We start from the raw sequence: 24024 nt of genomic DNA on the forward strand, positions 1-24024 counted from the left end.
CCACGCTTCATTTGCTGAAATATCCACCGTGCATCATCTTCTATAGTTGGCTATGATGTTGCGCTCATTTTTAATGGGTGTAACAGGTGTTAACAAAGGAGGATCTGCCCGTGGCCGATAGCAATCTGTGGCATGAAACGCTGCACGACCATTTTGGTCAGTATTTCAGCGTTGATAACGTTCTGTATCATGAGAAAACCGATCATCAGGATTTAATTATTTTCGAAAACGCAGCCTTTGGCCGCGTGATGGCGCTGGACGGCGTGGTACAAACCACCGAACGTGATGAGTTTATCTACCATGAAATGATGACTCATGTTCCTCTGATGGCCCACGGCCAGGCGAAACATGTGTTAATTATCGGCGGCGGCGATGGCGCCATGCTGCGCGAAGTCTCCCGTCACCGCAGCGTCGAAACCATCACCATGGTAGAAATTGACGCTGGCGTGGTTTCATTCTGTCGCCAGTACCTCCCCAACCATAACGCGGGTGCGTACGACGACCCGCGCTTTACCCTGGTGATTGACGATGGCGTCAATTTTGTTAACCAGACGGCGCAAACGTTTGACGTCATTATCTCCGACTGCACCGATCCTATCGGTCCCGGCGAGAGCCTGTTTACTTCCGCCTTCTATGAAGGCTGCAAGCGCTGCCTCAACCCAGGCGGGATCTTCGTCGCTCAGAACGGCGTCAGCTTCCTGCAACAGGATGAGGCCGTCGATAGCCATCGCAAGCTCAGCCATTACTTTAGCGACGTAAGCTTCTATCAGGCGGCGATTCCCACCTACTACGGCGGCATCATGACCTTCGCATGGGCCACGGACAACGAAGCGCTGCGCCATCTTTCCAGTGAAATCATCCAGGCCCGTTTTCACAAGTCGAACCTGAAGTGCCGTTATTACAATCCGGCCATTCACGCGGCGGCATTTGCTTTACCGCAGTATTTACTGGATGCGCTATCCACCGTTAAGTAAGGAGGTGATCTAAATTGAAAAAATTGAAGCTGCACGGCTTTAACAATCTGACCAAAAGCCTGAGTTTTTGCATTTACGATATCTGCTACGCAAAAACGGCAGAGGAGCGCGATGGCTACATCGCCTATATTGACGAACTCTACAACGCCAACCGCCTGACGGAAATTTTGTCAGAGACCTGTTCGATTATCGGCGCCAATATTCTTAACATTGCCCGCCAGGATTATGAACCGCAGGGCGCCAGCGTGACGATCCTGGTCAGCGAAGAGCCTGTCGATCCGCAGCTTATCGATCAGACAGAACACCCGGGTCCGCTACCGGAAACCGTGGTGGCGCATCTCGATAAAAGCCATATCTGCGTTCACACCTATCCGGAAAGCCATCCTGAAGGCGGACTGTGCACCTTCCGCGCCGATATTGAAGTCTCAACCTGCGGGGTTATTTCACCGCTGAAGGCCCTGAACTATCTGATTCACCAGCTAGAATCCGATATCGTCACGATTGATTATCGCGTTCGCGGTTTTACCCGCGATGTGAACGGCATGAAGCACTTCATCGATCATGAAATTAACTCCATTCAGAACTTCATGTCCGAGGATATTAAGTCTTTGTATGACATGGTGGACGTGAACGTTTATCAGGAAAATATTTTCCATACCAAGATGTTACTTAAGGAGTTCGACCTTAAGCACTATATGTTCCACACGAAGCCGGAAGATTTGAGCGAAGAGGAGCGTAAGGTGATTACCGACCTGCTCTGGAAAGAGATGCGCGAAATCTACTACGGACGCAATATCCCGAGCGTGTAACACCGTATCGGCTGGCGGTATCCTTAACGTTCAGGCTGTACCAGCGTAAGGGCAACGGACTGCGCTTTCAGCTCAGCCTGAACGGGAAGAGGCAACCCCCCATCGGTAATAATGTCAGTGAAGCGGCTCAGCGGAGCGACGTTGAACAGCGAGTGGGCGCCATATTTGCTGCTGTCGGCCAGTAAGATCTTACGCTGGGCGTTGGCAATGATCTCCTGCTTCAGCCCCGCTTTTTCTTCCGTCGGCGTCGTCACGCCCTTTTCCACGCTCCAGCTGTTACAGCTCATAAAAGCGATATCGGGATAGACGCTACGTAACATCTTACGACCAAACTCGCCGATACAGGACTGACTGCTGTCATCAATGCGGCCACCGACGATGGTCACTTCTATCTGGCGGAATTCGGATAAAAACAGAGCGATATGCAGATCGACTGTGATCACCCTGAGCGGAAGATGGGTCAGGCATTTTGCCAGCTCCAGCATGGTGGTGCCGGCGTCCAGTACCACCGCGTCGCCCGCCTGCACCATCGAGGCGGCAAAACGCGCAATCGCCCGCTTTTCCGCAGGCGATCGTAGCTGCTTTTCATTGGTGGTAGGCTGAGAAGGCTCAAAGCGCCGCAGGGCAACACCGCCGTGGCTGCGGCTGATCACGCCCTGCTCATCCAGTTTGATCAGATCACGTCGTATCGTTGCAGGCGATGCTTCTACCGCATCCACCAGCTGTTCCACGGTCACCAGCGTATGATTTTTCAAATACGCCACAATCTTATCCAGACGGTGTTGTCCTTTCATAACAGGAAATTACGCCAGTTGCATTGCCAGTTTAATCGATACGGCCATGCTCTCAGATTTTGCTTTTCCCGTCCAGGCTATATCAAACGCGGTGCCGTGATCGGCAGAGGTGCGGATGAACGGCAGACCCGCGGTGATATTCACCCCATCGTAGAAGCCAAGCAGTTTGAGCGGAATATGTCCCTGATCGTGGTACATCGCCACCACCATGTCATATTGCCCCTCGTACGCCTGTAGAAACACGGTGTCCGGCGGGCAGGGCCCGTAAACATCGATTCCCTTCGCTTTCATGTTTTCAATGGCCGGCGACACAATGCGTATTTCTTCATCGCCAAACAGACCGTTTTCGCCCGCATGGGGATTGACCCCGGCAACGGCAATGCGCGGCTGGGTGAAGCCGACGCGTTTCAGGAAGCGATCCGCGATGCCGATGACCGTCTCCACGCGCTGGCCATTAAGCGTATCGAGGAACTTACGCAACGCAATGTGGGTCGAGACATGAATGACCTTCAGCTTGTCGGTGTAGAGCACCATGGCGTAATCACGGCTTTCAGTCAGCGTCGCCAGCAGCTCGGTATGACCAGGATAATTGTGCCCGGCCAGATGAAGCGCTTCTTTATTCAGCGGTGCGGTCGCGATGGCGTGTACGTCGCCTTTCATCGCCAGCGCCGTCGCCCGCTTCACGCAGCGGTAGGCCAGATCGCCCGCCTGGGCCTGCACTTTACCCGGCTCCAGCGCGTCCGGCTGGGCCAGCGGCTCGTCGATGACATGAATCACGCCTGGAGCAAATCGCGCCTCCGCGACCTCGGCGATCGCGCGAAAGGTGACGCCTTCCGCCAGCCCTTTGTCCTGCAGACGTTTCAGGGTTTTCAGACACCCGACCACCACCAGCGGCGCGCCGTTGAGCTCGTCTTCACAAAGCGCTTTGACAATAATTTCCGGACCGATGCCCGCCGGGTCGCCCATCGTAATCGCAATTGTTTTAGTTACCACTGTACATCTCCTCAATAAAATAAAGCGCATCACAAAGGGTGCTGTCTGAACCGAATCCGCCGGCTTTAGTGATAACCGGCAGATCGTCGATTTCACTGTTAACGAACGTCCCGCAGGGAATACAGGGCGCCACCTCACTCTGAATGCGATAGCCTTCCGCCCCGAGCGCGGCGGCGACCGCGGTGGCGATATCTCCTCCGGTCAGGAACAGCCCGCCAATACGAGCCTGTTCGATAATGCGCAGCGTAATCATCCCGAGGCGTTCGCTAAGCATCTCACCGAGCTGCTGGCGGCTCAGGCCAGCCTGAGCGCACAGGCCGTCGATCATCTGCCGATCGTCCGCACTCCGGCTGGTACGTAAAATGGTGTGCTGCTGGCGACTGAGCAGCGCACAGGCCTGTTCAACCGCCGCGGCCATTTCCTGCTCGTACTGCGCCGAGGCCAGCCGCGAGGCGTCAATATCCACGACGCTGGCGCGCGCCTGGCAGAGCGCTTTTTCAACCTGCCGCCGCGTGGCCTCGCTCATCGATCCGGCCACCACCAGTACCGGTAGCTCCTGCTTTTCCTGCATGAAGGTGCTGACCGGTAGCGCGTTCGCCAGCCCGGCAGCGCCCACCAACAGCGGCATCTCTTTTTGTTCACAAATAGCCTGGGCAATCAGCAACAGATCGCGATCTTCCACGGCATCCACCACCACCATGCACTCCCCCTCGGCGGAAAAAGCCGTCAACAGGGCGCTCAATTGCCCCCGACGAACGTCTTCGAGCGACACTTCATGAACCGGGATATCGCTTTGCAGGGCGATCAACGTCGCAATGCGTGAGGAGATAATGGGCGTTTTCGGATCGCTGGCGAATTCGGTTTCCAGCAGTGGCGTACCGTTGACCAGGCATAATCCGTCGCGGGTGGTGCGCCCGGCTGCGGGGATAGCCGCCGCAATTACGGCCAGCTTCCGGTTTGCAGCACGCATTGCCGCCGTCACTTCAGCCCCCACGTTGCCGCGGAAAGTAGAGTCGATTTTCTTGTAAACCAGCGGACGCGCATCACCATCGCACCACGGCGCTAACGCCTGCGCTACCGCTTTCCCGGCCTCAGCTGCAGGCATCGCGCGGCTTTCGGTGTTGATCACCAGCACATCAGCGCGACGCGAAGGTTTTTGATCCGGCGTTAGCATCACTTCCGTGCGCGCCCCCTTCTTTGCCAGCTGCACGCCGGTATCGTTAGAACCCGTAAAGTCGTCGGCGATAACGATCATTTTCATGCTTTTTTCTCCTCTGCAACCTGACGCGCTTGCTTCTTAGCCACCCATGAGGTGAGGACCGGCGTCAGAATCGCGGTGGTGATCACCGATGCGGCAATCAGCGGCGCGGCCGCGGCGGCAACCTCTGCCAGAGAGGGATCGGCCTGGGCAATCGCCAGCGGCGTCGCCACGGCGTTTCCGGCGGTACTGGACGCCGCCGCGCCGGCAATCCCGGTTCCGCCCACCAGACGGTCGGCACGAATGTTAAAGAAACCGCCGATAAAGGTCGTCAGCACGCCGAGCAGAATGCCCGCCAGACCGCCCTGTAGCAGCATTTCAAGGTTGATCCCTGCGCCCAGCGCAAAAGCGAAGAACGGAATCAATAGCGGGCCGCCTTTGGTCAGGAAGTCGCGCATGTTGGGATCGAGGTTACCCAGGATCATTCCCACCACCAGCGGCACCAGCACGGCGACCAGCGCCATAATGGGAATGTTGGCCATCCCCGCCGCGCCCAGCGCGATCATCGTAAAGAATGGCCCGTCATTCAGTGACAGGATGGAGATCGCTCCCACATCACGCTCGTTACCAAACTCGCCAACCAGCGCGGCGTAAAGCCCGCCATTCGAGTTACTCATCGCGGCGATGATCGCCACGCCGCTTAAGCCGAAGATCCCTTCAGCGCCAAAGAGCTGTTCCACGCCGAGGCCAATCGCAATGGCGATCAGGAGTTTGGTCAGCGTAATGGTACCGCCCTGCAACAGAGCCTGTGGCGCTGCCTTGACGCTAATTCCCGCTCCCATACAGAGCAGGAAGGCGCCAATCAGCGGCGCTGCGCCGTTTTTAAACAGCGCGGTGGTGAACCCGCCGATCTCAAGCGCTTGCGGGGCAAAGGTATTGATAATGGCGCCGATCACCAGTGGCACAACCATCATGCCGCCAGGTACACGTTCTATAGCCTTTTTGATGTTCATGGTCTTCCCGCCTGTTGTTATGCTGTGATTAAATAAAATCATAAAGATTATATTCAATCAAATAAACTTCACAAACGCGCCAGATCACAGTTTTAAAATGATTAATAAAAATCAAACCAGGCCGTTAAGGCCAAAAAAAAAGCCGGACATAACTGTCCGGCCGTGGAAATGATTAACGTTGCTCAGGATTGACCTACAAATTTTCGATAGGCGTTGACGACCTGAAGAAAGTCTTCCACGCCGCATAGCGAGAGGCTTTCTTCGTCATAGTAGCTCATCCCCTCTTCTATCTCATCGCCGGAAAAATCCAGTTGGTTAGCGCGGATCATCACTTCTTCGCCGTCCAGCCATAGCGTGTATTCATGGCCGACGCGTTGCCAGGAACGTTCACTGCCTTTAACGGTGCGCGCGGCCTGCTCGACTTCGTCCAGCAGGGCAAGGTTATCTTTAACCTCTTCGTTGAACCAGTGGCCGATCGCCTCATGATCCATCGACATTCGCACCTTTACCACTCCGGTAATATCGCGCAGAAATTCGTAATCCATAGTCTTTTCCTCTGCAAGGGCAGTGCGTCACCGCTGCACTGTACCCATACAGTCATTATCGCAGCAGTGGAAGAGAAAAAAAGCGTGGTGGACGGAGGGACGGGAAATAAAAATGCCCGGTGACGCAAAGTTCACCGGGCATTGGCGGGATTATGTACAGCGCTGAGTTAGCGCATTACACCGCGGTCTGGAAAATAACCCCGTCGGCCTTCTCGGTGTACTGACCCAGCTGGTCGAAGTTCAGATAACGATAGGTATCCGCTGCGGTTTTATCCACCTGAGCAACATAGGTCTGATACTCTTCCGGCGTCGGCAGTTTACCGATAAGCGCGGCCACGGCCGCCAGCTCCGCAGAGGCCAGGAAGACGTTAGCGCCGGTACCTAAACGGTTCGGGAAGTTACGGGTTGAGGTAGAGACCACCGTCGCACCGTCGGCAACGCGCGCCTGGTTACCCATGCACAGGGAACAGCCAGGGATTTCAATACGCGCACCGCTCTTACCAAACACGCTGTAGTAGCCCTCTTCAGTCAGCTGCGCGGCGTCCATACGGGTTGGCGGCGCCACCCACAGACGAGTCGGCAGCTGGCCTTTGTGGTTGTCCAGCAGCTTACCGGCCGCGCGGAAGTGGCCGATGTTGGTCATGCAGGAACCGATAAACACTTCATCGATCTTCTCGCCCTGCACGTCGGACAGCAAACGCGCATCGTCCGGATCGTTCGGCGCGCAGAGGATGGGCTCTTTGATATCGGCCAGATCGATATCGATCACCGCCGCATATTCCGCATCCGCGTCGCCTTCCAGCAGTTGCTGATCCGCCAGCCATTTTTCCATGCCCTGAACGCGACGCTCCAGCGTACGACGATCGCCGTAACCTTCGGCGATCATCCACTTCAGCAGGACGATGTTGGAGGTCAGATACTCAACGATCGGCTCTTTGTTCAGCTTAATGGTACAGCCCGCAGCGGAACGCTCAGCGGAGGCATCGGTCAGCTCAAACGCCTGCTCAACTTTCAGATCCGGCAGACCTTCAATTTCCAGAATGCGGCCGGAGAAGATGTTTTTCTTACCTTTCTTCTCCACGGTCAGCAGACCCTGTTTGATCGCATACAGCGGGATGGCGTGTACCAGATCGCGCAGGGTGATGCCCGGCTGCATTTTGCCTTTAAAACGTACCAGTACCGATTCCGGCATATCCAGCGGCATGACGCCAGTTGCGGCGGCAAACGCCACCAGGCCTGAGCCTGCCGGGAAGGAGATACCGATCGGGAAACGGGTATGCGAATCACCACCGGTACCCACGGTATCAGGCAGCAGCATACGGTTCAGCCAGGAGTGGATAACGCCATCGCCCGGACGCAGCGATACGCCGCCGCGGTTCATGATGAAGTCCGGCAGCGTGTGGTGCGTGGTGACGTCCACCGGCTTCGGATAGGCGGCGGTATGGCAGAAGGACTGCATCACGAGGTCGGAAGAGAAGCCCAGGCACGCCAGGTCTTTCAGCTCATCACGGGTCATCGGGCCGGTGGTGTCCTGAGAGCCTACGGAGGTCATCTTCGGTTCGCAGTAAGCGCCCGGACGAACCCCGGCCACGCCGCAGGCGCGACCCACCATTTTCTGCGCCAGAGAGTATCCGCGGCTGCTTTCCGCCACGTCTTTCGCCTGACGGAACACATCGCTGTGCGGCAGGCCCAGCGCTTCACGCGCTTTGGTGGTCAGGCCACGGCCGATGATTAGCGGGATACGGCCGCCGGCGCGCACTTCGTCGATCAGCACGTCGGTTTTCAGCTCGAAGGTCGCCAGCAGTTCGCCGGTTTCGTGGTTACGGACTTCACCTTTGAACGGATAAACGTCGATCACGTCGCCCATGTTCAGGTTGTTTACGTCCACTTCAATCGGCAGCGCGCCGGCATCTTCCATGGTATTAAAGAAGATAGGCGCAATTTTGCCGCCGAGAACCAGACCGCCGCCGCGCTTGTTCGGCACGTTCGGAATATCGTCGCCCATAAACCACAGCACCGAGTTGGTGGCGGATTTACGCGATGAGCCGGTACCCACGACATCGCCGACGTACGCCAGCGGGAAACCTTTTTGCTGCAGTGCTTCAATTTGTTTAATCGGGCCAACGGCGCCGGGCTGATCCGGGTCGATGCCTTCGCGGGCGTTTTTCAGCATTGCCAGCGCGTGCAGCGGAATGTCCGGGCGGGACCAGGCGTCAGGGGCCGGAGACAGGTCATCGGTGTTGGTTTCGCCGGTGACTTTAAAAACGGTCACGGTGATTTTGTCAGCCAGTTGAGGACGGCTCAGGAACCACTCAGCGTCGGCCCAGGATTGCATAACCTGTTTGGCGTAGGCATTGCCCGCCTTGGCTTTCTCTTCTACATCGTAGAAGTTGTCGAACATCAGCAGGGTGTGGGACAGCGCTTTCGCGGCGATCGGCGCCAGTTTTGCGTCGTCCAGCGCGTCAATCAGGGGATGGATGTTGTAACCGCCCTGCATGGTGCCCAGCAGTTCGACAGCTTTTTCACGGGTAACCAGTGGAGAAGTCGCTTCGCCTTTGGCGATCGCGGCAAGGAATCCGGCTTTAACATAGGCGGCTTCGTCGACGCCCGGCGGTACGCGGTTAATTAACAGGTCTAACAAGAATTCTTCTTCACCCGCTGGCGGGTTTTTCAGCAGTTCTACCAGCGCGGCCATTTGGGTTGCATCTAAGGGTTTCGGTACAATCCCCTCGGCGGCACGCTCAGCTACGTGCTTACGGTATTCTTCTAGCACGACGGTTCTCCTCGCTCTCATTGTAAAATGCGGTAGGCGATTCTCTTCACGCTCCTGTGAGACAGCAGTTTGTAGGGTAAATGCCCGATACCGCGTCGGCAGCATAGCAGGATTTTGGCGGGGTGTTAATCTGTTTACAAAAAAGCAACATTAAAAATTAGCTGAATCGTTAAGGGCAGAATAATGCAGGTTTTCTGTCAATTTAGCGGTATATAAAATTAATTCTGTTACACATAATTGAGCGAAATCCCAACTAAAATCAAAAACGCAAATACGCGCTCTCTATACTCAGGCAATCCCCCGCTTTTCGACAATACTCTGTCAAAACGGGCCAATTATTGTGCCGGGAGTTCTCATGACACTGCCTTTCAAACCCCATCTGCTCGCGCTGCTCTGTAGCGCCGGGCTATTAGCCGCCGCGGGTACGCTCTACGTCAAAAGCCGGGAGCCGCAAACGGTTCCCGAGCCCCCCGCCGTTGCGCAAACGGCGCAGGCAACCGCCGCCGCCCAGCCGGTGACCACGACCTATACACCCGCGCAGATAGACCAGTGGGTCGCGCCAATCGCGCTCTATCCGGACAATCTGCTGTCGCAGGTGCTGATGGCTTCGACCTACCCGAGTAACGTTGTCCAGGCGGTAGAGTGGTCGCAGGATAACCCCACAATGAAGGGCGATGCGGCGGTGCAAGCGGTGGCAAATCAGCCCTGGGATCCCAGCGTAAAATCGCTGGTCGCCTTCCCTTCCCTGCTCGCGTTAATGGGAGAAAATGCGCCGTGGGTGGAAAACCTGGGTAATGCATTTCTCGCCCAGCCGCAGGACGTCATGGATTCGGTGCAGCGCTTACGCGCCATCGCCCAGCAGACCGGAACGTTAAAATCCACGCCGCAGCAGAAAGTCATCACCGCCACCCGCTCCGCGGCACCGGCACCGGCTCCAGCAACGTCCACGGCCACCGCTTCCCGCAGCAGCAGCGCCGTGACATCCTCCGCCCCGGCGCAGGTGATTAAAATCGAATCCACCAATCCAAATGTGGTGTACGTGCCGGCCTATAACCCTTCAGTTGTTTACGGCGCCTGGCCTGACACCGCCTATCCGCCGGTCTACCTGCCGCCGCCTCCGGGGGAGCAGTTTACCGACAGCTTCGTCAAGGGGTTTGGCTATAGCCTCGGCGTCGCCACAACCTACGCTCTGTTCAGCAGCATCGACTGGGATGATGACGATCATCACCACCATGACGATGACGATCACCATCACGATGATGATCATCACGGCGGCTACGCGCACAACGGCGATAACATCAACATCAACGTCAATAATTTCAACCATATTACCGGGCAGAACCTGCCGGGAAACCACGCCAGCTGGCAGCATAATCCGGCCTACCGCGGCAATATTCCCTATCCGAACAATACGATTGCGCAGCATTACCATCAGACCAATGTTCCCGGCGGGCTTAGCGCGACCCAACATCAGCCCGCCGATCGCAACGCGCAGCGTCAGGCGGCCATGACGCAGCTACAGCAGCGTACCGGGCCTGCGGATAACGCGCTTAATCACGCGCCTTCCCGCGATGCCCAGCGCCAGGCCGCGTCGCAGCAGCTCCATCAGGTGACCCAGCGCAATAACTATCGCGGCTATGACGCCACGCCGGCGGTAAAAAATAGCGCCGTACAACAGCAGCATCGGGAAGCGGTCAAAACGCAAATTCAGCATCCGACGGCGCAGCAGCAACAGCGCCGTGAACAGTTCCGGGCCGCAACGCCCGAACAACGTCAGCAGAAGCTGAATAATCTGCACGCCAACGCCCTGAGCGGTAACGATATCCGCTCTCCCTCCTGGCAGTCTCAGCAGGAGCGCGGCCTGCAGAGCCGCCATATCTCGGGTTTAAGCAGCGAGCAGCGCAGCGCGGCCAGAGAACATCTTTCCGAACACCGTGAACTGCGCCGCCGCTGAGGATAATCAGATGAAAAAATTTTTAAAAATGACGCTGCTGGCACTGGCCATGACGCCCGCCATGGCGCTGGCTCAGCAGCAGTTTTCCTCTCCGGAACAGGCCGCAAGCGCGCTGGCTGCGGCAATCGGCAGGCATGATGAATCTGCCCTCAATGGGCTGCTCGGCGATAGCTGGCAGCAATTTTTACCGCCGGAGGGCATCGACCCTGACGCCGTCGCTCGCTTTCAGCGCGACTGGAAAGTCAGCCATCGTATCGTTCAGCAACAGAATAGCGCCTGGCTGGAGGTGGGACAGGAAGCATGGCGGCTACCGATCCCCATCATTAAGGATAAGAGCGGCTGGCGTTTTGATATGGCTGCTGCTGAAGATGAGATCCTGACTCGCGCGATTGGCCGCAATGAGCTGTCAGCCATTCAGGCGATGCACGCTTACGTTGATGCCCAGCAGGATTTTTATCGGCTAAACCACACCTGGGCGCAGAGGATTATCAGCAGCGATGGCAAGAAAGACGGCCTCTACTGGCCTGCCGCTCCCGGCGAAGCGCCCAGCCCGCTTGGGCCCGCGTTTAGCCCCGCCGAACCCGGAGAAGGCTATCACGGCTACCGTTTTCGCATCATTCAAGATGGCGAGGGTCAGGGCTTCGCCCTGCTGGCGTGGCCTGTGGAATGGGGAAAAACCGGCATCATGAGCTTTATGGTCAACCAGAATGATGAGGTTTATCAGGCTAATTTAGGGGATGAGACGCAGAGCAAAGCGCGCGCCATTTCGCAGTTTTCGCCGGATTCAGCCTGGCAGGCCATCAATCAATAGAAAAAAAGCCCGGCGTGCGATAACGCCGCCGGGCCATATCTGTGTGCTGATTTAGCCCTGATGGGGCATCAGAGACGGGTCACCCGCAAAAGCCGGTTTAGTGCTGGTCAACGCCGCTTCATCAGAGCTGATGCTGCCGGAATTCGCCGCCCATACCCCTTCGCTGGTCTTTGTTATCTGCTGATGCTGCATATTCAAATCCTGGCCCATCGCCGCAATATGGGTGCTTTCGGTCCCGCCGCTGTTATCAGCCCAGGGAATAGCGGCATCGGCCGCGCAGGCCATACCCGAGACCAGCGTTGCTGCCAGCAGCGTCGTCGTTAAAACTTTTTTCATCACACACCTCACATATAGTTAACTACCTATAAGTTTACTGAGTAACTATTTTTCAAGTATTAATAAGATATGCAATTTTATTAACGGCGACACAGTTCTAAACATCACCGATAAAAAAAGCGGCTCACTGAGCCGCTTTTTGGATTTTGCCTGAAAGAAAAATTTACTTTTTCTTCGCTTTCGCGTTTGGCAGGTCGGTGATGCTGCCTTCGAAGACTTCTGCTGCCAGGCCAACGGACTCGTGCAGAGTCGGGTGAGCGTGGATGGTCAGCGCGATGTCTTCAGCGTCACAGCCCATTTCGATCGCCAGACCGATTTCACCCAGCAGCTCGCCGCCGTTGGTGCCGACAATCGCCCCGCCGATAACGCGGTGAGATTCTTTGTCGAAAATCAGTTTGGTCATACCGTCAGCGCAGTCGGAAGCGATGGCGCGGCCAGAAGCAGCCCACGGGAAGGTGGCGGTTTCGTAGCTGATGCCTTTCTCTTTCGCTTCTTTCTCAGTCAGACCAACCCACGCAACTTCCGGCTCGGTATAGGCGATGGACGGGATAACTTTCGGGTCGAAGTAGTGCTTCATGCCGGCGATAACTTCGGCAGCAACGTGGCCTTCGTGAACGCCTTTGTGCGCCAGCATCGGCTGACCGACGATATCGCCGATAGCGAAGATGTGCGGCACGTTGGTACGCAGCTGTTTATCAACGCGGATAAAGCCACGCTCGTCAACTTCAACGCCTGCTTTACCGGCATCGAGGTTTTTACCGTTCGGCACGCGGCCGATAGCTACCAGCACGGCGTCGTAGCGCTGCGCTTCAGCCGGGGCTTTTTTGCCTTCCATGGAAACGTAGATACCGTCTTCTTTCGCTTCAACGGCGGTCACTTTGGTTTCCAGCATCAGGTTGAATTTCTTACTGATGCGCTTGGTAAAGACTTTCACCACGTCTTTATCGGCAGCCGGGATAACCTGGTCGAACATTTCAACCACGTCAATCTCTGAACCCAGCGCATGGTATACGGTACCCATTTCCAGACCGATGATACCGCCGCCCATAACCAGCAGGCGTTTTGGTACGGTTTTCAGCTCCAGCGCATCGGTGGAGTCCCATACGCGTGGATCTTCATGCGGAATGAACGGCAGTTCGATCGGACGGGAACCCGCCGCGATGATAGCGTTGTCGAAGTTGATGACGGTTTTACCGTTTTCGCCTTCCACTTCCAGGGTGTTAGCGCCGGTAAATTTACCCAGACCGTTAACCACCTTCACTTTACGCCCTTTGGCCATGCCAGCCAGACCGCCGGTCAGCTGAGTGATGACTTTTTCTTTCCAGGTGCGAATCTTGTCAATGTCAGTTTTCGGTTCACCGAAAACGATGCCGTGTTCGGCCAGCGCTTTCGCTTCTTCGATAACTTTAGCAACGTGCAGCAGTGCTTTAGAAGGGATACAGCCGACGTTCAGGCAAACACCGCCGAGGGTGCTGTAACGTTCTACGATGACGGTTTCCAGACCTAAATCAGCGCAACGGAAGGCAGCAGAATAACCTGCGGGGCCTGCCCCAAGTACCACGACCTGAGTTTTGATTTCAGTACTCATCATGACCTCTGTTATTTGTATCCGGCGGGTCTGACGCTATTGTTTTTACGCCCATGTCCACCGGGACGTTCTATCCGCAAGCATTTTACAAAATTGTTAACAATTTTGAAACAACAAACGGCAAACGATTTTGTCCTTTATTGCTGGTAACTTCAAAACGCAGAAGAGATTACCAGAAAAAAGCCGGCCGTCAGGCCGGCTTTTTGCTTACATCACCAGGCGGCGAATGTCGCTCAGCATATTGTTGATGATGGTGATAAAGCGCGCACCATCAGCACCGTCGATCACGCGGTGGTCGAAGGACAGAGAGATCGGCATCATCAGACGCGGCACGAACTCTTTGCCATTCCATACCGGCTCCATCGCGGACTTGGACACGCCGAGGATAGCCACTTCCGGCGCGTTCACAATCGGTGCGAAGTGGGTGGTACCCAGGCCGCCGATGCTGGAGATAGTGAAGCAACCGCCCTGCATTTCGCCAGCGGTCAGCTTACCATCACGCGCTTTCTTGGAAATCACGGTCAGTTCACGAGACAGCTCGGTAATGCTCTTCTTGTTCACGTCTTTGAAGACCGGAACAACCAGACCATTCGGGGTATCAACCGCCACACCGATATTGATGTATTTCTTCAGCGTCAGACGCTGTGCATCTTCAGACAGGGAGCTGTTGAAGCGCGGCATCTGCTCAAGCGCCGCGGCAACGGCTTTCATGATGAAGACCACCGGAGTGAATTTCACGTCCAGCTTACGCTTCTCAGCTTCAGCGTTCTGCTGTTTACGGAACGCTTCCAGATCGGTGATATCGGTTTTGTCGAAGTGCGTAACGTGCGGGATCATCACCCAGTTACGGCTCAGGTTAGCACCAGAGATCTTCTGGATACGGCCCAGTTCAACTTCTTCCACTTCACCAAACTTGCTGAAGTCCACTTTCGGCCACGGCAGCATGCCCGGGATACCGCCACCGGTAGCAGCAGGCGCGGCTTCAGCGCGTTTAACCGCTTCTTTCACGTAGGCCTGAACGTCTTCGCGCAGGATACGGCCTTTACGACCAGTTCCTTTCACTTTCGCCAGGTTTACGCCGAACTCGCGCGCCAGGCGACGAATCAGCGGGGTAGCATGAACGTAAGCGTCGTTTTCAGCGAACTCAGATTTGCCTTCTGCTTTTGCAGCAGGTGCAGCTGGTTTAGCAGCCTGAGCCGGTGCAGCAGCTGGTGCCGGAGCAGCCGCGGCAGCCGGAGCTGCGGCAGGCGCAGCGCCTTCCACTTCGAAGACCATAATCAGGGAGCCGGTGGAGACTTTGTCGCCGGTGCTGATTTTGATCTCTTTCACGGTACCCGCGAACGGCGCAGGCACTTCCATGGAAGCTTTGTCGCCTTCAACGGTGATCAATGACTGTTCAGCGGCAATTTTATCGCCCACTTTCACCATCACTTCAGTCACTTCAACTTCATCGCCGCCGATATCCGGCACGTGAACTTCTTTAGAACCTGAAGCAGCCGGAGCGGCTTCCGCTTTCGCCGGCGCCGCGGCAGGCGCTGCGCCCGCCACTTCGAAGATCATGATCAGGGAACCCGTGGACACTTTGTCGCCGGTGTTAATCTTGATCTCTTTCACGGTACCGGCGAACGGCGCCGGCACTTCCATAGAGGCTTTATCGCCTTCTACGGTGATCAGGGATTGTTCAGCGGCGATGGTGTCGCCCACTTTTACCATGATTTCCGTGACTTCAACTTCATCACCGCCGATATCCGGTACATGAACTTCTTTCGCGCTGGCGGCTGCCGGTGCTGCGGCGGCCGGAGCGGCTTCTTTCTTCTCTTCCTGCGCAGGTGCAGCTGCTGCTGCACCATCGGCGGAATCGAAAATCATGATCAGTTTACCGGTCTCGGTTTTGTCGCCGACGGAGACTTTGATCTCTTTAACGACGCCAGCCTGCGGAGACGGGACTTCCATAGAGGCTTTGTCGCCTTCTACGGTGATCAGCGACTGTTCAGCTTCAACTTTGTCGCCCACTTTGACCAGAATCTCGGTGATTTCAACTTCATCAGCCCCGATGTCCGGTACTTTGATTTCGATAGCCATTATTCTTTTACCTCTTACGCCAGACGCGGGTTAACTTTATCTGCATCGATGTTGAATTTAGTGATGGCTTCCGCAACCACTTTCTTATCGATTTCGCCACGTTTAGCCAGTTCGCCCAGCGCTGCTACCACCACGTAGGAAGCGTCAACTTCGAAGTGGTGACGCAGGTTTTCACGGCTGTCAGAGCGACCGAAGCCGTCGGTACCCAGTACGCGGTAATCATCGGCCGGTACGTAAGTACGAACCTGCTCAGCGAACAGTTTCATATAGTCAGTAGATGCGACTGCCGGAGCGTCGTTCATCACCTGAGCGATGTACGGAACGCGCGGCGTTTCCAGCGGATGCAGCATGTTCCAGCGTTCACAATCCTGGCCATCGCGCGCCAGTTCGGTGAAGGAGGTGACGCTATAAACGTCAGAGCCTACGCCGTAGTCTTTGGCCAGGATCTGCGCTGCTTCACGGACGTGACGCAGGATAGAACCGGAGCCCAGCAGCTGAACTTTACCTTTGCTACCTTCAACGGTTTCGAGTTTGTAGATACCTTTACGGATACCTTCCTCGGCGCCTGCTGGCATTGCCGGCATGTGGTAGTTTTCGTTCAGCGTGGTGATGTAGTAGTAAACGTTCTCTTGTTTCTCACCGTACATACGCTCCAGACCATCGTGCATGATGACCGCAACTTCGTACGCGTAAGACGGATCGTAAGAGATACAGTTCGGGATAGTCAGAGACTGAATGTGGCTGTGGCCATCTTCGTGCTGCAGACCTTCGCCGTTCAGCGTGGTACGACCGGAAGTCCCGCCGATCAGGAAGCCGCGAGCCTGCTGGTCGCCTGCCTGCCAGCACAGGTCACCGATACGCTGGAACCCGAACATGGAGTAGTAGATGTAGAACGGGATCATCGGCAGGTTGTTGGTGCTGTAGGAGGTCGCAGCAGCCAGCCAGGATGCACCGGCACCCAGTTCGTTGATACCTTCCTGCAGAATCTGGCCTTTCTCGTCTTCTTTGTAGTAAGCAACCTGCTCACGGTCCTGCGGAGTGTACTGCTGACCGTTCGGGCTGTAGATACCAATCTGACGGAACAGGCCTTCCATACCAAAGGTACGCGCTTCATCGGCGATGATCGGCACGAGGCGGTCTTTGATGGATTTGTTCTTCAGCATCACGTTCAGGGCACGAACGAACGCGATAGTGGTAGAGATCTCTTTATTCTGCTCTTCCAGCAGCGGACCGAAATCTTCCAGGGTCGGCAGCTCCAGCTTCTCATCGAAGTTTGGCTGACGGCTCGGCAGATAGCCGTGCAGTTTCTGACGCTGGGCGTGCAGATAGGTGTGCTCTTCAGAACCTTCCGGGAAGGTCACGTACGGCAGTTTTTCGATATCAGCATCGGCAACCGGCACGTTGAAACGATCGCGGACGTAGCGAACGCCGTCCATGTTCATTTTCTTAACCTGGTGAGCGATGTTTTTACCTTCAGCGGTGTCACCCATGCCGTAACCTTTAATGGTATGGGCGAGGATTACGGTGGCTTTGCCTTTGGTTTCCTGTGCTTTTTTCAGCGCAGCGTAGACTTTCTTCGGATCGTGACCGCCGCGGTTCAGGGCCCAGATCTGCTCGTCAGTCCAGTCGGCAACCAGCGCTGCGGTTTCCGGATATTTACCGAAGAAGTGCTCACGCACGTAAGCGCCATCTTTGGATTTGAAGGTCTGGTAGTCACCGTCAACGGTCTCTTCCATCAGCTGGATCAGTTTACCGCTGGTATCTTTACGCAGCAGCTCATCCCAGCGTCCGCCCCAGATAACCTTGATAACGTTCCAGCCAGCACCGCCAAAGATGCCTTCCAGTTCGTTAATGATCTTGCCATTACCGGTAACCGGGCCGTCAAGGCGCTGCAGGTTACAGTTGATAACGAAGACCAGGTTGTCCAGCTTCTCACGGGTCGCGATGGTGATCGCGCCTTTGGATTCCGGCTCGTCCATCTCGCCGTCGCCGAGGAAAGCGTAAACGGTTTGTTTGGAAGTGTCTTTCAGGCCGCGGTGTTCCAGATACTTCAGGAACTTAGCCTGATAAATCGCACCGATTGGACCCAGCCCCATAGAGACGGTCGGGAACTGCCAGAATTCCGGCATCAGTTTCGGGTGCGGATAAGAGGACAGACCTTTACCGTGAACTTCCTGACGGAAGTTGTTCATCTGCTCTTCAGTCAGACGACCTTCCAGGAAAGCACGCGCGTAGACGCCCGGAGAGATGTGGCCCTGGAAGTAAACCAGGTCGCCGCCGTCCTGCTCGTTGCGTGCGCGGAAGAAGTGGTTAAAGCACACTTCATAGAAGGTTGCGGAAGACTGGAAGGAAGCCATGTGGCCGCCCAGTTCGAGATCTTTTTTCGATGCGCGCAGAACGGTCATAATCGCGTTCCAGCGGATCGCAGAACGGATACGACGTTCCAGATCCAGATTACCCGGGTATTCCGGCTCATCTTCAACGGCAATAGTGTTCACGTAACCGCCGGTCGATGCGCCAGCAGCCACTTTCACCCCGCCTTTGCGGGCTTCAGAAAGGAGTTGGTCAATAAGATACTGAGCGCGCTCAACACCTTCTTCACGGATGACCGATTCGATCGCCTGTAGCCAGTCGCGAGTTTCGATCGGATCCACGTCATTTGGTAAACGTTCTGACATGGGGGGTATTCCTTATCTATCTAATCGTTGATTAATCTGGAACCTGTCCCATTGAATTCTCGTCAGAGAATGCAATAAGACAGGTTCTGCGTTTAGTTGCCGCGCTCTAAAAATGGCGCTTAAGAACCGGAGTTCTCATCTTTTCGTTGCTGTAAACGACGCAGTGAGCGTTCACGACGGCTCTGCTCACGGCTACGATCCAGCAAAATTTCCTCAATGAACGCCAGGTGACGATGCGACGCTTCACGCGCCTGCTCCGGTTCCCCGGCGATTATCGCCTCAAAAATGCGAGTACGATGATTGCTGACCTGCGGGAGCATCTCCCGACGGGCGTACAACAATTCAAAATTCTGGCGAACGTTCTGGGCCAGCATCGGCTCCATACAGCGTAGTAGATGGAGCAGCACCACATTGTGCGCCGCTTCGGTGACGGCGATTTGATACTGGACGACGGCATCGGATTCGGCGTCGAGATCGCCGGACTGCTGAGCCCGCTCAATGGCCTGATGCAGCTCGCGAATGCGTTCGCGGTCTTCATCATTGCTGCGCAGCGCCGCGTAATAAGCCGCGATGCCTTCAAGCGCGTGACGGGTTTCCAGCAGATCAAATTGGGATTCAGGGTGGTCGGACAGTAGCTCTACCAGCGGGTCGCTGAAGCTCTGCCACAGGCGGCTTTGTACAAACGTTCCGCCCCCCTGGCGACGAAGCAACAAGCCCTTAGCTTCGAGGCGTTGAATAGCCTCACGGAGCGAGGGACGGGAAACGTCGAACTGTTTTGCCAGTTCACGTTCTGGCGGAAGTTTTTCACCGGGGCGCAACGTCCCCTCAAGGATTAAAAACTCCAGCTGCTGCTCTATCACATCGGATAGTTTTGGTTGGCGGATCTTGCTGTAGGCCATATTCCCTGTCTCTGCCATTAGCCCGGAGTCAATTGGTCTTACCAATTCATAGTTCGTATCGCTAAAGTAACAAAGTATTCACCTTCTGTCCATACAGGTTTTGATTGAAATCATTAAACCCGGCACGTTTTAACAACCTTACAGAAATAACATTTCAAAAATGTAACCTTGCACAAATGTTGTGTTTACTCACAAAGAGGTAGTGTTAACGTAATAGAAACGAAAAATTACGCTATCTGAACCGATTCAACGCCTTATTAAGTGAATATAAATTCAATAAATTTGCATGGATGACAAATAATGGGTAGGCACTGGCGCATGGGGGTGGGATTTACAAATGGCGTCTTTTTGCTCGCTTCGTCATCATCCCTTCATAAAGCAGGTGCATTCAGCGGCGCTTATCACTATTCTCCATGATACGAAAGGCCTTTTCATGAATTCCCTCTCCGCCTTGCGTAAAGAAATAAGTACATCTACGGAATTTGATAATTACACAAACACAACAATATGTGCGCTACATCACTCGGGGCAAAACGGGCCGCAGGCTCAGTGAAATTTCGCTGACTATGCTATCAGGCAGGGATGGACAGCGAAGAAGTCACCTGATGGATGACGCGGACAAACATAATAACCATAACCACACACGAGGTTTCATGATGGAAGGTCAACAGCATGGCGATCGGCTAAAGCGCGGCCTTAAAAACCGCCATATTCAGCTTATTGCGCTGGGAGGCGCTATCGGTACCGGTTTGTTTCTGGGTAGCGCATCCGTCATCCAAAACGCGGGTCCCGGTATTATTCTGGGCTACGCAATTGCCGGTTTTATTGCTTTCCTGATTATGCGTCAGCTGGGCGAGATGGTCGTCGAAGAGCCGGTAGCCGGTTCATTTAGTCATTTTGCCTACAAATACTGGGGCGGCTTTGCAGGCTTCGCTTCCGGCTGGAACTACTGGGTGCTTTACGTGCTGGTCGCAATGGCCGAGCTGACCGCGGTCGGGAAATACGTCCAGTTCTGGTGGCCGGAAATCCCTACCTGGGTTTCTGCGGCCGTTTTCTTTATCGCTATCAACGCCATCAACCTGACGAACGTCAAGGTGTTTGGCGAGATGGAGTTCTGGTTCGCGATCATCAAAGTCGTCGCCGTCGTGGCGATGATTCTGTTCGGCGGCTGGCTGCTGTTCAGCGGCAACGGCGGCCCGCAGGCCACCGTACGCAACCTGTGGGAGCAAGGCGGATTCCTGCCGCACGGCTTCACCGGGCTGGTAATGATGATGGCGATTATTATGTTCTCTTTCGGCGGGCTGGAGCTGGTCGGTATTACCGCAGCCGAAGCGGATAACCCGGAGCAGAGCATTCCGAAGGCCACCAACCAGGTCATCTACCGCATCCTGATTTTCTATGTGGGCTCGCTGGCCGTTCTGCTTTCGCTGCTGCCGTGGAGCCGCGTAACCGCCGATACCAGCCCGTTCGTCCTGATTTTCCACGAGCTGGGCGATACCTTCGTCGCGAATGCGCTGAATATCGTGGTATTAACCGCGGCGCTCTCCGTTTACAACAGCTGCGTATACTGCAACAGCCGGATGCTGTTCGGTCTGGCCCAGCAGGGTAACGCGCCAAAAGCGCTGATGAGCGTCGATAAACGCGGCGTGCCGGTCAATACCATCCTCGTCTCCGCGCTGGTCACCGCGCTGTGCGTACTGATTAACTACTTCGCGCCGGAATCCGCGTTTGGTCTGCTGATGGCGCTGGTGGTTTCAGCCCTGGTGATCAACTGGGCGATGATTAGCCTGGCGCACATGAAGTTCCGTCGCGCTAAGCAGCAGCAGGGCGTGGTCACCCGCTTCCCGGCGCTGCTTTATCCGCTGGGCAACTGGATCTGCCTGCTGTTTATGGCGGGAGTGCTGGTGATCATGCTGATGACCCCTGGCATGGCGATTTCCGTCTACCTTATCCCGGTATGGATTGCCGTTCTCGGCGTCGGCTACCTGTTTAAACAGAAAACCGCCAGCGCCATTAAAGCATAATCCTGTATCTCCATAAGCTGTGTCCGCCCGCCGCTGGGCGGACACAGCGCATTGTTATCTGCTTCACACTTTCCCCCTGATAACCGATTTATCCATATCGTTAACCCTATCCTGCAACGCATTAGTCCATTACCCGGCTAATAATTCTCTCCATACCGCCACGGGGAGATCGCTGCGATGAATGGCAATAAGCTTTCAGTTAAAGAAAAAATAGGCTACGGGATGGGTGATGCCGGATGCAATATCATATTCGGCGCCATCATGTTGTTTGTTAACTATTTTTATACGGATATTTTTGGTCTCGCGCCGGCGCTGGTGGGCGTTTTGCTGCTTTCCGTACGCGTTATTGATGCCGTCACCGATCCGATTATGGGGGCGATGGCCGACCGTACCCGCAGTAAATACGGGCGCTTTCGCCCATGGCTGCTGTGGATTGCCTTCCCGTACGCGCTGTTCAGCGTGCTGATGTTTACCACCCCGGAGTGGTCGTACAATAGCAAGGTTATCTATGCTTTCGTCACCTACTTCCTGCTCTCGCTGACCTACACCGCGATCAACATCCCCTACTGCTCCTTGGGTAGCGTGATTACGAATGATCCGAAGGAACGCGTGGCCTGCCAGTCCTATCGCTTCGTGATGGTCGGTATCGCCACGCTACTGCTCTCCCTGACGCTGCTGCCGATGGCGGACTGGTTCGGCGGTGAGGATAAAGCCAAAGGCTATCAGATGGCGATGACCGTGCTGGCGATTATCGGTATGTGCATGTTCCTGTTCTGCTTTGCCACCGTTCGTGAACGCGTAAAACCCGCCGTCCAGACCAACGACGAACTGAAAAAAGATCTGAAAGACGTCTGGAAAAACGACCAGTGGGTTCGCATCCTGCTGCTAACGCTGTGCAACGTTTGTCCGGGCTTTATTCGCATGGCCGCCACCATGTACTACGTCACCTGGGTGATGCAGCAAAGCACCCACTTCGCCACGCTGTTTATCAGCCTCGGGGTAGTCGGCATGATGATCGGCAGTATGCTGGCTAAAGTCCTGACCGACCGCTGGTGCAAACTGCAGGTGTTTTTCTGGACCAACATCGTGCTGGCGGTTTTCTCCTGCGCTTTCTACTTCTTCGACCCGCACGCCACCATGATGATTATGGTGCTCTACTTCCTGCTGAACATTCTGCATCAGATCCCCTCGCCGCTGCACTGGTCGCTGATGGCCGACGTGGATGACTACGGCGAATGGAAGACCGGCAAACGCATCACCGGCATCAGCTTCTCAGGCAACCTGTTCTTCCTGAAGGTCGGTCTGGCCATCGCCGGCGCGATGGTTGGCTTCCTGCTCTCCTGGTACGGTTACGATGCCGGTGCGAAGCAGCAAAGCGCCTCCGCGATTAACGGTATCGTATTGTTATTCAGCGTTATCCCCGGCATCGGCTATCTGATTACCGCGGGGGTGGTGCGTATGCTGAAGGTAAACCGCGAATTTATGCGGCTAATTCAGTCCGACCTCGAGAAACGCCGGGTCAACTACAGCGAACTCAACGACTATCAGGAACTGAAAACCGGCGAACAGGTAAGGAAAGCGTAATGAAAAACTGGCCGAATCCATTTATTGAACAACGCGCGGACCCGTATATTCTGCGCCATCAGGATAGCTACTACTTTATTGCCTCGGTGCCGGAGTATGACCGTCTGGAAATCCGCCGCTCAGCAACCCTTGAAGGTTTACGCCACGCGCAGCCGGTGGTCGTCTGGCGTAAACCGGACAGCGGCCCGATGAGCCAGCTCATATGGGCCCCGGAGCTGCATGAGATTGACGGCAAATGGTATATCTACTTTGCCGCCAGCCACACCCACGATCTGGATGCGCAGGGCATGTTCCAGCACCGCATGTTCGCGCTCGAATGCGCTGACAGCGACCCGTTAACCGGGAAATGGCAGGAAAAAGGCCAGATTAAAACGCCGCTTGATACCTTTGCGCTGGATGCCACCACCTTCCGCCATCAGGGTAAACGGTGGTACCTGTGGGCGCAAAAAGATCCGGAAATTAAGGGCAATACCAACCTCTATCTGGCTGAACTGGCAAATCCGTGGACGCTAAAAGGTCAGCCGGTCAGGCTGAGTCAACCCGAGTTTGACTGGGAGTGCCGGGGTTTTCTGGTGAATGAAGGCCCGGCGGTCTTGTTCCACGGCGACAAGCTGTTCGTCAGCTACTCCGCCAGCGCCACCGACGAAAACTACTGCATGGGATTATTGTGGATAGACGTTAACGCCGACCCGCTGCGGCCGGAAAACTGGCATAAAGCGCCGCAGCCGGTGTTTCGTACCAGCTATGAGAATCGTCAGTATGGGCCCGGACACAATAGCTTTACGCAAACGCCGGAGGGAGAAGATGTGCTGGTGTACCACGCGCGCAACTACACCGAAATCGAAGGCGACCCGCTGTACGATCCGAATCGCCATACGCGCCTGAAGCTTGTCCGCTGGGACGAAAACGGGATGCCTGATTTTGGCATCCCGGCAGCAGATACGGATTAAAAGCGGAACCTGCCCCCAG

At 55.4% G+C, this 24024-nt stretch carries 18 protein-coding genes; 7 read left to right on the forward strand and 11 right to left on the reverse strand.

Annotated elements, in window-relative coordinates:
- The first annotated feature begins 110 nt into the window (after positions 1 to 110).
- Positions 111 to 974, forward strand: coding sequence for a polyamine aminopropyltransferase (gene speE / locus JLG71_RS23120; protein WP_004098658.1), 864 nt, complete (start codon positions 111 to 113; stop codon positions 972 to 974).
- Between the two features lie 14 nt (positions 975 to 988).
- Positions 989 to 1783, forward strand: coding sequence for an adenosylmethionine decarboxylase (speD, locus tag JLG71_RS23125; protein WP_004098656.1), 795 nt, complete (start codon positions 989 to 991; stop codon positions 1781 to 1783).
- Positions 1784 to 1806: 23 nt separating this feature from the next.
- Here the strand turns inward: speD and JLG71_RS23130 are convergent, their stop codons facing one another.
- The 6 genes from JLG71_RS23130 to acnB form a co-directional block, all read right to left on the reverse strand.
- The gene (locus JLG71_RS23130; protein ID WP_032748007.1) at positions 1807 to 2577 is read right to left on the reverse strand and encodes a DeoR/GlpR family DNA-binding transcription regulator; all 771 of its coding nucleotides are present in this window, start codon (positions 2575 to 2577) and stop codon (positions 1807 to 1809) included.
- Between the two features lie 9 nt (positions 2578 to 2586).
- Positions 2587 to 3570 (reverse strand): D-threonate 4-phosphate dehydrogenase, encoded by a 984-nt coding sequence (locus JLG71_RS23135; protein WP_014227943.1) that lies wholly within the window; start codon positions 3568 to 3570, stop codon positions 2587 to 2589.
- Complete coding sequence (dtnK, locus tag JLG71_RS23140) at positions 3560 to 4831, reverse strand: D-threonate kinase (RefSeq protein ID WP_049078743.1); 1272 nt, start codon at positions 4829 to 4831, stop codon at positions 3560 to 3562. The genes JLG71_RS23135 and dtnK overlap by 11 nt, the downstream gene beginning before the upstream one ends.
- Complete coding sequence (locus JLG71_RS23145; RefSeq protein ID WP_025106505.1) at positions 4828 to 5781, reverse strand: 2-keto-3-deoxygluconate permease 1; 954 nt, start codon at positions 5779 to 5781, stop codon at positions 4828 to 4830. The genes dtnK and JLG71_RS23145 overlap by 4 nt, the downstream gene beginning before the upstream one ends.
- 182 nt (positions 5782 to 5963) lie before the next feature.
- A complete protein-coding gene (gene yacL, locus JLG71_RS23150; protein WP_004098646.1) occupies positions 5964 to 6326 on the reverse strand; it encodes a protein YacL in 363 nt (120 codons plus the stop codon).
- Positions 6327 to 6501: 175 nt separating this feature from the next.
- The gene (gene acnB / locus JLG71_RS23155; RefSeq protein WP_200913842.1) at positions 6502 to 9099 is read right to left on the reverse strand and encodes a bifunctional aconitate hydratase 2/2-methylisocitrate dehydratase; all 2598 of its coding nucleotides are present in this window, start codon (positions 9097 to 9099) and stop codon (positions 6502 to 6504) included.
- 355 nt (positions 9100 to 9454) lie between these two features.
- Here acnB and JLG71_RS23160 point away from each other — a divergent pair, with 355 nt between their 5' ends.
- A complete protein-coding gene (locus JLG71_RS23160) occupies positions 9455 to 11053 on the forward strand; it encodes a DUF3300 domain-containing protein (RefSeq protein ID WP_047724456.1) in 1599 nt (532 codons plus the stop codon).
- Positions 11054 to 11063: 10 nt separating this feature from the next.
- Positions 11064 to 11864, forward strand: a complete 801-nt coding sequence (locus JLG71_RS23165) for a DUF2950 family protein (RefSeq protein WP_038424070.1) — start codon at positions 11064 to 11066, stop codon at positions 11862 to 11864.
- A gap of 51 nt (positions 11865 to 11915) precedes the next feature.
- Here JLG71_RS23165 and JLG71_RS23170 read toward each other — a convergent pair whose 3' ends face one another.
- The 5 genes from JLG71_RS23170 to pdhR all read right to left on the reverse strand — a co-directional run bounded on the left by JLG71_RS23170 (position 11916) and on the right by pdhR (position 19447).
- On the reverse strand, positions 11916 to 12200 hold the full coding sequence (locus tag JLG71_RS23170) for a hypothetical protein (RefSeq protein WP_014227938.1): 285 nt from the start codon (positions 12198 to 12200) through the stop codon (positions 11916 to 11918).
- 163 nt (positions 12201 to 12363) lie between these two features.
- A complete protein-coding gene (gene lpdA, locus JLG71_RS23175) occupies positions 12364 to 13788 on the reverse strand; it encodes a dihydrolipoyl dehydrogenase (RefSeq protein WP_004098637.1) in 1425 nt (474 codons plus the stop codon).
- A gap of 207 nt (positions 13789 to 13995) precedes the next feature.
- Entirely contained in the window at positions 13996 to 15870 is a 1875-nt protein-coding gene (aceF, locus tag JLG71_RS23180; protein WP_200913843.1) for a pyruvate dehydrogenase complex dihydrolipoyllysine-residue acetyltransferase, read from the reverse strand.
- 14 nt (positions 15871 to 15884) lie between these two features.
- Positions 15885 to 18548, reverse strand: a complete 2664-nt coding sequence (aceE, locus tag JLG71_RS23185; RefSeq protein WP_004098634.1) for a pyruvate dehydrogenase (acetyl-transferring), homodimeric type — start codon at positions 18546 to 18548, stop codon at positions 15885 to 15887.
- A 119-nt stretch (positions 18549 to 18667) separates the two neighbouring features.
- Complete coding sequence (pdhR, locus tag JLG71_RS23190; protein ID WP_004098632.1) at positions 18668 to 19447, reverse strand: pyruvate dehydrogenase complex transcriptional repressor PdhR; 780 nt, start codon at positions 19445 to 19447, stop codon at positions 18668 to 18670.
- A 653-nt stretch (positions 19448 to 20100) separates the two neighbouring features.
- Here pdhR and aroP point away from each other — a divergent pair.
- The 3 genes from aroP to JLG71_RS23205 all read left to right on the forward strand — a co-directional run bounded on the left by aroP (position 20101) and on the right by JLG71_RS23205 (position 24005).
- Positions 20101 to 21471, forward strand: a complete 1371-nt coding sequence (aroP, locus tag JLG71_RS23195) for an aromatic amino acid transporter AroP (RefSeq protein ID WP_086073955.1) — start codon at positions 20101 to 20103, stop codon at positions 21469 to 21471.
- A 177-nt stretch (positions 21472 to 21648) separates the two neighbouring features.
- The gene (locus JLG71_RS23200; RefSeq protein WP_049069183.1) at positions 21649 to 23055 is read left to right on the forward strand and encodes a glycoside-pentoside-hexuronide (GPH):cation symporter; all 1407 of its coding nucleotides are present in this window, start codon (positions 21649 to 21651) and stop codon (positions 23053 to 23055) included.
- Positions 23055 to 24005, forward strand: coding sequence for a glycoside hydrolase family 43 protein (locus tag JLG71_RS23205; protein WP_048262391.1), 951 nt, complete (start codon positions 23055 to 23057; stop codon positions 24003 to 24005). The genes JLG71_RS23200 and JLG71_RS23205 overlap by 1 nt, the downstream gene beginning before the upstream one ends.
- Positions 24006 to 24024: the final 19 nt, after the last annotated feature.

Source organism: Klebsiella michiganensis, assembly GCF_015139575.1.
In the GTDB taxonomy this organism is placed as follows: domain Bacteria; phylum Pseudomonadota; class Gammaproteobacteria; order Enterobacterales; family Enterobacteriaceae; genus Klebsiella; species Klebsiella michiganensis.

What these genes read in the sequence shown, in the direction of transcription:
- aroP (WP_086073955.1), top strand. Translation starts at nt 20,101, where the DNA reads ATGATGGAAGGTCAACAGCATGGCGATCGGCTAAAGCGCGGCCTTAAA.
- pdhR (WP_004098632.1), bottom strand. Translation starts at nt 19,447, where the DNA reads ATGGCCTACAGCAAGATCCGCCAACCAAAACTATCCGATGTGATAGAG.
- JLG71_RS23130 (WP_032748007.1), bottom strand. Translation starts at nt 2,577, where the DNA reads ATGAAAGGACAACACCGTCTGGATAAGATTGTGGCGTATTTGAAAAAT.
- aceF (WP_200913843.1), bottom strand. Translation starts at nt 15,870, where the DNA reads ATGGCTATCGAAATCAAAGTACCGGACATCGGGGCTGATGAAGTTGAA.
- yacL (WP_004098646.1), bottom strand. Translation starts at nt 6,326, where the DNA reads ATGGATTACGAATTTCTGCGCGATATTACCGGAGTGGTAAAGGTGCGA.
- lpdA (WP_004098637.1), bottom strand. Translation starts at nt 13,788, where the DNA reads ATGAGTACTGAAATCAAAACTCAGGTCGTGGTACTTGGGGCAGGCCCC.
- JLG71_RS23165 (WP_038424070.1), top strand. Translation starts at nt 11,064, where the DNA reads ATGAAAAAATTTTTAAAAATGACGCTGCTGGCACTGGCCATGACGCCC.
- JLG71_RS23170 (WP_014227938.1), bottom strand. Translation starts at nt 12,200, where the DNA reads ATGAAAAAAGTTTTAACGACGACGCTGCTGGCAGCAACGCTGGTCTCG.
- JLG71_RS23160 (WP_047724456.1), top strand. Translation starts at nt 9,455, where the DNA reads ATGACACTGCCTTTCAAACCCCATCTGCTCGCGCTGCTCTGTAGCGCC.
- JLG71_RS23200 (WP_049069183.1), top strand. Translation starts at nt 21,649, where the DNA reads ATGAATGGCAATAAGCTTTCAGTTAAAGAAAAAATAGGCTACGGGATG.
- dtnK (WP_049078743.1), bottom strand. Translation starts at nt 4,831, where the DNA reads ATGAAAATGATCGTTATCGCCGACGACTTTACGGGTTCTAACGATACC.
- JLG71_RS23205 (WP_048262391.1), top strand. Translation starts at nt 23,055, where the DNA reads ATGAAAAACTGGCCGAATCCATTTATTGAACAACGCGCGGACCCGTAT.
- aceE (WP_004098634.1), bottom strand. Translation starts at nt 18,548, where the DNA reads ATGTCAGAACGTTTACCAAATGACGTGGATCCGATCGAAACTCGCGAC.
- JLG71_RS23145 (WP_025106505.1), bottom strand. Translation starts at nt 5,781, where the DNA reads ATGAACATCAAAAAGGCTATAGAACGTGTACCTGGCGGCATGATGGTT.